Here is a 9449-nt window from a genome sequence, read left to right as displayed (position 1 = left end):
CCCCACCCGCATCCGACCGGGCCTGCATGAAGCGCTTGACGATCCGGTCCTCCAGCGAATGAAAGCTGACGACGGCCAGCTGGCCGCCCGGCTTCAGCGCGCGCTCGGCGGCCGACAGGCCCGCGACCAGCTGGCCGAACTCGTCGTTCACCCAGATGCGGATCGCCTGAAAGCTGCGCGTCGCGGGATGGCTTTGGCCCGGCTTGGCGCGCGGCAGGCAGCCGGTGACCACCTGCGTCAGCTGCGTGGTGCGGTTCAGCGGGCGGGCGGCCACGATGGCGCGCGCGATGCGACGCGCGGCGCGCTCTTCGCCGTAATGGTACAGCACGTCGGCGATTTCCGATTCTTCGGCGCTGTTCAGCAGGTCGGCGGCGGAGGGAACATCGCCGCCCATCCGCATGTCCAGCGGCCCGTCACGCATGAAGGAAAACCCGCGATCCGCCTGGTCCAGCTGCATCGAGCTGACACCCAGGTCCAGCACCACCCCGTCCAGCGGCTGCCCGGCCAGGACATCCATGTCCGAAAACGTGCCCTCTACCAGCCGCAGCCGGTCGCCATACTGCCCGCGCCATTCCTCGGCCATGCGGAACACTGACGGGTCGCGGTCGACGCCGATCACCAAGTCGGCGCCCGCGTCCAGCAGGCCGCGGGCATAGCCGCCCGCGCCGAAAGTGCCGTCCAGCCAGACGCCGCCGATCGGGGCCGTCGCACGCAGCAGCGGCGCCAGCAGGACGGGGATATGCGGATCCGCCATGCCCTAGCCCTCGGACGATTGCTGCAGGAAGGCGCGGGGGTCGAATTCGGGGCCCTTGCTGGCCGCGAAATCCTCCAGCGCCTGCACGTCCTTGGGACGCGATTCGGGATGATAGACCTGGATATAGTCACCGCGCGATTCAAAGATCGTCTCGGTCCCGTCGGCAAAGCCCAGCCTGTCGCGCAGCTTTGCGGGCAGGACCAGGCGCCCTTCGCGGTCGATCTCAAGGTCTGTGGATTGTCCGTTCATCAGCAACTCCAGCCAGCGGCGTTCCTGGCTGCCGCGGGTCAGGCGGTCGATCTGCTCGTCGATCTGTTCGATGGCCTCGATGGTGTACAGCTCCAGCCAGTTCCACCAGTCGGGGCCATAGACGGCCACCAGCTGCGTGCGTCCGGTGTTGGCTCCCGAAAATGACGGATCGCCGGCATCGAACACGCGGCGCAGACGGGCCGGGATCGACATCCGACCCTTGCCATCGACCTTGACGGTTTCGGTGCCTCTGAACTTCCGCGCCACCTGGGCCCGCCCTCACTGTCCTGCTCTTTCGGGACGTCCGAAAGAGAAAGGGCGGATCGGGCCGCTGCCACTGCCCGATCCGCCGCCCTCGTTCCCGATTTACCCGGGCCCCTTTGCGGGGTGGTTGCCGACCCTTCGCGCGCCACCTGGGGGAGGTGCTGCTCGCGCACGCGGGCCGGCTATGTTGGAAAACGGTTGCCTGTATGAACTCTGCTTCGCCTGTCCGGGGTCTTGGTGCCCCTTGAACTGCCCGTTTTCGTGATCCGGTTGTGACATGGGATTTCATGGGAAGCAACGGTATTCTTGGGCCATCAGCCGCATTTCGCCGGGGGAACTGAGGGCCTCCGAATCGAAAAAGACCGCATTCGCGGCATGATTTGGACAAAGTTTGGTGGAGTGACGGGAAAGCCACACTACATCTAGAAGGCGAGTGCCGGATGGAATTTGCCTGTCACTGGGTCCAATTCACCACAGTTCACGGTCCTGCAAGTTCAAAATCCCGGAATGCTCGCGAAACTTTCGTAACAGATCACGAAACATCACGGCAACGAGAGGTCATTTCGCCCCCTCGTCCCGCAATTTCCCGACCGTCCCGTGCTTTCCCGGATCGGGCCAGGATCAGGCGATGCCGCCCTGCACAAGGCGGTCGGCCAGGCGGGCATAGGCCTGCGCGACATCGCCGTCACCCAGGGCCACCGGACGGCCCGAATCGCCGGCCATCCGCACCTCCAGCTCCAGCGGCAGCGCGCCCAGGAACGGCAGGTTCAGCGCCTCGGCCTCGGCGGCCACGCCGCCATGGCCGAACAGATGCGCCTCGTGGCCGCATTTGGGGCAGATATAGGTCGACATGTTCTCGATCAGGCCCAGGACAGGGGTCTTCAGCTTGCCGAACATGTCGATCGCGCGCCGCGCATCCAGCAGCGCCACGTCCTGCGGCGTCGACACGATGATCGCGCCGGTGACGGGGGCCTTCTGGCACAGCGACAGCTGCACGTCGCCGGTGCCGGGCGGCAGGTCGATCAGCAGGACGTCCAGCTCTCCCCAGTTCACCTGCTGCAGCAACTGCTGCAGCGCGCCCATCAGCATGGGCCCGCGCCAGACCAGCGCCTCGCCCTCCTTCAGCATCAGCCCGATCGACATGACGGTGACGCCGTGCGCGTGCATCGGGTCGATGCGCTGACCGTCGGGGCTGGCGGGCCGGCCCGACACGCCCATCATCCGCGGCTGCGAGGGGCCATAGATGTCCGCGTCCAGCAGGCCGACCTTGCGGCCCGCGCGGGCCAGCGCCACCGCCAGGTTCGAGGTGACGGTGGATTTCCCCACGCCGCCCTTGCCCGATCCGACGGCGATGATGTGGCGCACGCCGGGAATCGCCTGCGGACCGGCCTGGGGCGTGGGATGCCCACCGATCTTCAGGGACGGCGCGGCCCCCTGCCCCGACACCGCCTTGGGCGGCGCGGGCTTTGCGGGGGCGGTCATGACGATCTGGACCTTGGCCACGCCGGGGATGCGTTCCAGCCGGGCGCGGGCCTCGGTCTCGACCGGGGCCATGGCCTGTGCGGTGGCCGCATTCTCGACCTCCAGAACGAATCGGACGGTGTCCTGATCGATGGTCAGCGCGCGGATCAGGTCGGCCTGACCCAGCGTTCCCCCCTGCGGAAGGACGATATCCGAGATTGCCGTAAGGATCGTTTCGCGTGTGACGGGCATGTGAAGGACCTGTGTCTTTGTTCGGCGGGCAGCATGAAGCATAGATGCCGGACCCTCAACACCCCTGCGACAATCCGTACAGACCCGCGCTAAACGCTTTCAAACAGGCGATTTTTGCGACTGCGGCGTGACCGCTAACAGATGTATCTGTGTCAATTTTATGTCGTTAATTCATCGTTAAAGAAGACGATAGGTCAGCCTTGGCTATGCAATTGCTGCATGGCAGCATTACGAAACCGTCCGTTGTGAAACCGCCCCGATAGCGCCATCTTCAACTCAACGAAACGCCGGGCCAATCCGGGAACGGCGCAGACGAGATGAACCGAAAGGATACGACCATGGCTGTTATCGCCCAAGCACACAACGCCACCGCCGACGCCGGCCTGCGTGGCCGCCTGCTGAGCGCGATCCAGCGGATGCAGGAAAACCGCGCCCGCCGCGCGGTCTACCGCCAGACCGTGCGTGAACTGAACGCCCTGACCACCCGCGACCTGGACGATCTGGGCATCAACCGCTCGATGATCACCCGCCTGGCGCACGAAGCGGCATGGGGCTCGGCCCAGTAAACCTGGGACACCAAGAATTCGCATTCCCGGCCCTCTCCTCCTCCCTGGGTCCGGGACCGGCGGCATCCTCCTCTCCTCCTCCCTGGAGGATGCCGCCCAGACGCGCAGGAACCCGATCCTCCTCCCCGGGTTCATGTGCCAGGCGGCGGCCCCGCTCCTCCCTCCCAGGGGTCGCCGCAAAAAGTTTCATAGCCGCCCCATTTGCGGCACGCTGATACGCCCGGTCCTCTCCTCCTCCCTCCCGGACCCGGCGTTCGCGGTACGGCCTCTCCTCCTCCCTGGCCCTACCGCACCCCATACGCGGCCCCTCCTCCTCCCTGGGCCAGCGTTCAGCGGCGACCTCCCTCCTCCTCCCTGGAGGTCGCCGCGCCTTCATAGCCGCCCCGATTGCGGCACACGGATACGACGGGCTCTCCTCCTCCCTGCCTGGTCGTTAGCGGTGATGGCCTCTCCTCCTCCCTGGCCGGAACCGCGACCCATACGCGGCCCCTCCTCCTCCCTGGGCCAGCGTTCAGCGGCGACCTCCCTCCTCCTCCCTGGAGGTCGCCGCGCCTTCCTTCCGGAACCCATCGCCGACATGACGCATTGCCTCCGACACGCAGTCGGAGGCCGCATGATTCTGCGCAGGGGAACCAAGGTGGAATGGGACTGGTCGGGCCATAAGGCGACCGGAAAGATCACCGAGATCTTCACCGATGACGTCCAACGGACGATCAAGGGCAGCAAGATCAGCCGTAAGGCGTCCAGGGACGATCCCGCCTATCTGATCGAGCAGGACGACGGCGCGCAGGTGCTCAAGGGCCGGTCGGAGCTGCGCCGCGCCGATTGACGGCTTTTCCCCGCCCCGCGGCCGCGCTATGGCTGGCGGATGCTCAGCTATCAACACGCCTATCATGCCGGGAACCTGGCCGACCTGCACAAGCACGCGCTGCTGGCGGTCGCGCTGGATTACCTGACCCGCAAGGACAAGCCGTTGTCCTATCTGGAAACCCATGCGGGGCGCGGCCTTTACGACCTGACAGGGGCCGAGGCGCAGAAGACGCAGGAGGCCGCCCAGGGCATCGCCCGCGCCACCGTCGAACAGTGGTTGCCGGACGACCATCCGCTGATGCGCGCGCTGCAGGGCGTGCGGGCATTGCGGGGCGAACAGTCCTATCCCGGCTCTCCGCTGATCGCGGGGCATTTCCTGCGATACGAGGACAAGGCCCATCTGGCCGAACTGCATCCCGCGGAATTCCAGGCGCTGCGCCGCGTGGCGGGGTTCGCGACCCTGCACCAGCAGGACGGATTCGCGATGGCGCAGGCGGTCTGCCCGCCCGATCCGCGCCGTGGCATGCTGCTGATCGACCCCAGCTATGAGGTCAAGGCGGACTATGCCGCGATCCCGCGCCAGATCGGCCTGATCGCGCGCAAATGGAACGTGGGCGTCATCGCGCTGTGGTATCCGATCCTGACGGATCATCGCCACATGGGCATGACGGCGCAGCTGGTCAGCGATTTTCCCGACGCCCTGCTGTCCGAGGTGTCGTTCCCCCCGGCCCGGCCCGGCCATTCGATGATCGGATCGGGCATGTTCGTGCTGAACGCCCCCTGGGGCCTGGCCGACCACGCCCGCCAGATCGAGGCGATGTTCCGCGACCGCGCCTGACGGGGATTCCCCCGCCGATTGCGCTGTGGCATAATCGCCCGGCCACAAGGATTCCTGCCATGCCCCAACGTCTGTCCATCGGCGCCACCATTTTCCTGGTCCTGACCGTCCTGCTGGGGCTGTATTTCGCCTATGCGGCGGTGCAGGGCCCCTCGGGCATCCTGCGCCGCATCCAGATCCAGGCCGAGACCGAGGACCTGCGCGAGGCCCGCGACGTGCTGCAGGCGGACGTGACGCGGATGCAGAACCTGACCCGCCGCCTGTCGGACGATTACCTGGACCTGGACCTGCTGGACGAACGCGCCCGCGAGGTGCTGGGCCTGCTGCGCGCGGACGAGATCCTGCTGCGCTAGGGCCGGGATTGCACGGCTGTCGGTGATGCGCTACGGATAGTTTAACGCTGAACTATCCGCCACGCTTCCAGGAGGACACGCCGCATGGCCAGAAAACCAAGCCCCCAGCAGGAGGCTCCTTCGAACACGTCGAAGGAAGAGTTGCTGAAATACTATCGCGACATGCTGCTGATCCGCCGATTCGAGGAAAAGGCCGGACAGCTGTACGGCATGGGCCTGATCGGCGGGTTCTGTCACCTGTACATCGGCCAGGAAGCGGTCGTCGTGGGCCTGGAGGCCTGCGCCAAGGAAGGCGACAAGCGCATCACCAGCTATCGTGACCACGGTCACATGCTGGCCTGCGGGATGGAGGCGCGCGGCGTTATGGCCGAACTGACCGGTCGTCAGGACGGCTATTCCAAGGGCAAGGGCGGCAGCATGCACATGTTCAGCCGCGAAAAGCATTTCTATGGCGGCCACGGCATCGTCGCGGCGCAGGTGCCGCTTGGCGCCGGTCTGGCCTTCGCCGACAAGTATCTGGGCAATGACAACGTCACCTTCACCTATTTCGGCGACGGCGCGGCCAATCAGGGCCAGGTCTACGAGACCTACAACATGGCCGAGCTGTGGGACCTGCCGGTCGTCTTCGTGATCGAGAACAACCAGTATGCCATGGGCATGTCGGTCAAGCGGTCCACGAAATCGACGACCTTCTTCGGTCGCGGCGAGGCCTTCGGCATCCCCGGCGAACAGGTCGACGGCATGGACGTGCTGGCCGTCAAGGCGGCGGGCGAAAAGGCCGTGGCGCATTGCCGCGCCGGCAAGGGTCCCTACATCCTTGAGGTCATGACCTACCGCTATCGCGGGCACTCGATGTCGGATCCGGCCAAGTACCGGACCCGCGAGGAGGTCCAGAAGATGCGCGACGAGCGCGACCCGATCGAGAACATCCGCGACATGCTGCTGACCGGCAAGCATGCGACCGAGGAGGATCTCAAGGCGCTGGACAAGGAAATCAAGGACATCGTCAACGATTCCGCCGAATTCGCCAAGGACAGCCCCGAGCCCGACCTGGCCGAGCTGTGGACCGACATCTATGCCGACGAACTGCCCCAGGGCAGCGCCGAAGAGAACGCCTGAGGGGGACCGTCACATGGCAATTGAAATCCTGATGCCCGCCCTGTCCCCCACGATGGAGGAAGGCACGCTGGCGAAATGGCTGAAGAAAGAGGGCGACGCGGTGAAATCCGGCGACGTCATCGCCGAGATCGAGACCGACAAGGCCACGATGGAGTTCGAGGCCGTCGATGAGGGGATCATGGGCAAGCTGCTGGTGGCCGAAGGCACCCAGGGCGTCGCCGTGAACACCCCCATCGCCCTGCTGGTCGAGGAGGGAGAAGACGCCGACGCGGCCCCCGCCCCCAAGGCCGAGGAGAAGCCCGCCGAAGCCAAGGCCCCCAAGAAGGACGAGGGCGCCCAGCCCGGCCAGTCCGCCATCGAGGAGGTCGTGACCCCGCAGCCCAAGCCGCGCAGCCCCGACTGGCCGGAAGGCACCAAGATGAAGACCATGACCGTGCGGGAAGCCCTGCGCGAGGCCATGGCCGAAGAGATGGACCGCGACGACACCGTCTTCCTGATGGGCGAGGAAGTGGGCGAGTACCAGGGCGCCTACAAGATCAGCCAGGGCCTGCTGGAACGGTTCGGACCCAAGCGCGTCGTGGACACCCCCATCTCCGAGATCGGCTTTGCCGGCATCGGCACCGGGGCGGCGCTGGCCGGTCTGCGCCCGATCGTCGAGTTCATGACCTTCAACTTCGCCATGCAGGCGATCGACCACATCATCAACTCGGCCGCCAAGACGCTGTACATGTCGGGGGGCCAGATGGGCTGTCCGATCGTGTTCCGCGGCCCGAACGGTGCCGCCGCCCGCGTGGGCGCGCAGCACAGCCAGGATTACGCCGCATGGTACGCGGCCATCCCGGGCCTCAAGGTGGTGATGCCCTATTCGGCGGCCGACGCGAAGGGCCTGATGAAACAGGCGATCCGCGACAACAACCCGGTCATCTTCCTGGAGAACGAGATCCTTTACGGGCGCAGCTTCGAGGTTCCGGACCTGCCGGACTTCACGATCCCCTTCGGCAAGGCCAACACGGTCCGGTCGGGCGACGACGTGACGCTGGTCAGCTTCGGCATCGGCGTGGCCCATGCGCTGGAGGCCGCGGCCAAGCTGGCCGAGGAGGGGATCGAGGCCGACGTGATCGACCTGCGCACCCTGCGTCCGCTGGACTATGACGCGATCCTGTCGTCGGTCAAGCGCACCAACCGGTGCGTGACCGTCGAGGAAGGCTTCCCCGTGGGCGCCATCGGCAACCACATCTCGGCCTATCTGATGGAGAACGCGTTCGACTATCTGGACGCGCCGGTCATCTGCTGCACCGGCAAGGACGTGCCGATGCCCTATGCCGCCAACCTGGAAAAGCACGCGCTGATCACGCCCGCCGAGATCGTCGAAGCCGTGAAAAAAGTCACCTACAAGTAAGGGAGCTGCGCGATGCCCACGGAAATCCTGATGCCCGCCCTCTCCCCGACGATGGAGGAGGGCACGCTGGCCAAGTGGCTGGTCAAGGAAGGCGACACGGTCAAGTCCGGCGACGTGATCGCCGAGATCGAGACTGACAAGGCCACGATGGAGTTCGAGGCCGTCGACGAAGGCCGCATCGGCAAGATCCTGATCGCCGAGGGTACCTCGGCGGTCAAGGTCAACACCGCCATCGCCGTCCTGCTGGAGGACGGCGAGGAGGCCGGCGACATCGAGGCGCCCAAGGCCAAGGAAGACCCCAAGCCCAAGACGGATGCAGAACCCGAGCCCGCGGAGAAGGGCTATGGCGGTCCGATCGGCGCGCCGGTGGCCGGTGATGCCAAGGCTGACGCGCCCAAGGGCGACCGGGTGTTCGCCTCGCCCCTGGCGCGGCGGATCGCCAAGGACAAGGGTCTGGACCTGAGCCAGGTGCAGGGCAGCGGCCCCCGTGGCCGCATCGTCAAGGCCGATGTCGAGAACGCCCAACCCGGCGCAGCCAAGCCCGCCGCCGCAGCGGCCCAGCCCGAGGCCAAGGCAGCCCCCGCGGCAGCAGCAGCCGCAGCACCGGCCCAGGCCCCCAAGGGCCTGTCGACCGAGGCCGTGCTGAAGATGTATGCCGACCGCGAGACCGAGGAGGTGGCCCTGGACGGCATGCGCCGCACCATCGCCGCCCGCCTGTCCGAGGCCAAGCAGACCATCCCGCATTTCTACCTGCGCCGTTCGGCCAAGCTGGATGCGCTGATGGAGTTCCGGGCCACGCTGAACAAGCAGCTGGAAGGCCGGGGCATCAAGCTGTCGGTCAACGACTTCATCATCAAGGCCAGCGCGCTGGCCTTGCAGCAGGTGCCGGACGCGAACGCGGTCTGGGCGGGGGATCGCATCCTCAAGCTGAAACCGTCGGACGTGGCCGTGGCCGTCGCGATCGAGGGCGGGCTGTTCACGCCCGTGCTGAAGGACGCGCACCAGAAGACCCTGTCGGCGCTGTCCGCGCAGATGAAGGATCTGGCCGGTCGCGCGAAGTCCAAGAAGCTGGCCCCGCACGAATATCAGGGCGGCAGCTTTGCGATCAGCAACCTGGGCATGTTCGGAATCGAGAATTTCGACGCGGTCATCAACCCGCCGCATGGCGCGATCCTGGCCGTGGGCGCGGGCATCCCCACCCCGGTCGTCGAAAAGGGAGAGGTCGTCGTGCGCAACGTCATGTCGATGACCCTGTCGGTCGACCACCGCGTGATCGACGGTGCGCTTGGCGCGCAACTGCTGGAGGCGATCGTCGCCCATCTGGAAAACCCGATGGGCATGCTGGCCTGACCAGCATTCGAACGGAACAGACGGCGGGCCATCG

10 protein-coding genes are annotated in these 9449 nt (G+C 66.3%); 7 read left to right on the top strand and 3 right to left on the bottom strand.

Features of this window, described 5'->3' with window-relative positions:
- The 3 genes from rsmH to TY51_RS09960 form a co-directional block, all read right to left on the bottom strand.
- The coding region (gene rsmH, locus TY51_RS09970; RefSeq protein WP_042249063.1) for a 16S rRNA (cytosine(1402)-N(4))-methyltransferase RsmH at positions 1 to 754 on the bottom strand (754 nt) is incomplete at its 3' end.
- 3 nt (positions 755 to 757) lie between these two features.
- Positions 758 to 1270 (bottom strand): division/cell wall cluster transcriptional repressor MraZ, encoded by a 513-nt coding sequence (locus TY51_RS09965; protein ID WP_042249060.1) that lies wholly within the window; start codon positions 1268 to 1270, stop codon positions 758 to 760.
- Positions 1271 to 1888: 618 nt separating this feature from the next.
- Positions 1889 to 2980: an Mrp/NBP35 family ATP-binding protein gene (locus TY51_RS09960; RefSeq protein ID WP_042249058.1), complete on the bottom strand. Its 1092-nt coding sequence runs from the start codon at positions 2978 to 2980 to the stop codon at positions 1889 to 1891.
- A gap of 338 nt (positions 2981 to 3318) precedes the next feature.
- Between TY51_RS09960 and TY51_RS09955 the strand changes: the two genes are divergently transcribed.
- The 7 genes from TY51_RS09955 to TY51_RS09925 all read left to right on the top strand — a co-directional run bounded on the left by TY51_RS09955 (position 3319) and on the right by TY51_RS09925 (position 9415).
- Entirely contained in the window at positions 3319 to 3546 is a 228-nt protein-coding gene (locus tag TY51_RS09955) for a DUF1127 domain-containing protein (RefSeq protein WP_042246377.1), read from the top strand.
- Positions 3547 to 4159: 613 nt separating this feature from the next.
- Positions 4160 to 4375: a DUF2945 domain-containing protein gene (locus tag TY51_RS09950; RefSeq protein ID WP_042249055.1), complete on the top strand. Its 216-nt coding sequence runs from the start codon at positions 4160 to 4162 to the stop codon at positions 4373 to 4375.
- 39 nt (positions 4376 to 4414) lie between these two features.
- The gene (gene rlmJ, locus TY51_RS09945) at positions 4415 to 5194 is read left to right on the top strand and encodes a 23S rRNA (adenine(2030)-N(6))-methyltransferase RlmJ (protein WP_042249052.1); all 780 of its coding nucleotides are present in this window, start codon (positions 4415 to 4417) and stop codon (positions 5192 to 5194) included.
- A gap of 59 nt (positions 5195 to 5253) precedes the next feature.
- Positions 5254 to 5547, top strand: coding sequence for a septum formation initiator family protein (locus tag TY51_RS09940; RefSeq protein WP_042249049.1), 294 nt, complete (start codon positions 5254 to 5256; stop codon positions 5545 to 5547).
- Between the two features lie 84 nt (positions 5548 to 5631).
- Entirely contained in the window at positions 5632 to 6666 is a 1035-nt protein-coding gene (gene pdhA, locus TY51_RS09935) for a pyruvate dehydrogenase (acetyl-transferring) E1 component subunit alpha (RefSeq protein ID WP_042249046.1), read from the top strand.
- A gap of 13 nt (positions 6667 to 6679) precedes the next feature.
- Positions 6680 to 8065 carry a pyruvate dehydrogenase complex E1 component subunit beta gene (locus TY51_RS09930; RefSeq protein ID WP_042249043.1) on the top strand — a complete coding sequence of 462 codons (1386 nt, stop codon included), beginning with the start codon at positions 6680 to 6682 and terminating at the stop codon, positions 8063 to 8065.
- A 12-nt stretch (positions 8066 to 8077) separates the two neighbouring features.
- Positions 8078 to 9415: a pyruvate dehydrogenase complex dihydrolipoamide acetyltransferase gene (locus TY51_RS09925; RefSeq protein ID WP_042249041.1), complete on the top strand. Its 1338-nt coding sequence runs from the start codon at positions 8078 to 8080 to the stop codon at positions 9413 to 9415.
- Positions 9416 to 9449: the final 34 nt, after the last annotated feature.

Source organism: Paracoccus sp. PAMC 22219, assembly GCF_000787695.1.
Classification (GTDB): domain Bacteria; phylum Pseudomonadota; class Alphaproteobacteria; order Rhodobacterales; family Rhodobacteraceae; genus Paracoccus.
This window is presented reverse-complemented; position numbering and strand designations above follow the sequence as displayed.

Excerpts from the sequence above, each read along its gene's own strand:
- rlmJ (WP_042249052.1), top strand. The coding sequence starts at position 4,415 with ATGCTCAGCTATCAACACGCCTATCATGCCGGGAACCTGGCCGACCTG.
- TY51_RS09955 (WP_042246377.1), top strand. The coding sequence starts at position 3,319 with ATGGCTGTTATCGCCCAAGCACACAACGCCACCGCCGACGCCGGCCTG.
- TY51_RS09950 (WP_042249055.1), top strand. The coding sequence starts at position 4,160 with ATGATTCTGCGCAGGGGAACCAAGGTGGAATGGGACTGGTCGGGCCAT.
- TY51_RS09925 (WP_042249041.1), top strand. The coding sequence starts at position 8,078 with ATGCCCACGGAAATCCTGATGCCCGCCCTCTCCCCGACGATGGAGGAG.
- TY51_RS09930 (WP_042249043.1), top strand. The coding sequence starts at position 6,680 with ATGGCAATTGAAATCCTGATGCCCGCCCTGTCCCCCACGATGGAGGAA.
- TY51_RS09960 (WP_042249058.1), bottom strand. The coding sequence starts at position 2,980 with ATGCCCGTCACACGCGAAACGATCCTTACGGCAATCTCGGATATCGTC.
- TY51_RS09940 (WP_042249049.1), top strand. The coding sequence starts at position 5,254 with ATGCCCCAACGTCTGTCCATCGGCGCCACCATTTTCCTGGTCCTGACC.
- pdhA (WP_042249046.1), top strand. The coding sequence starts at position 5,632 with ATGGCCAGAAAACCAAGCCCCCAGCAGGAGGCTCCTTCGAACACGTCG.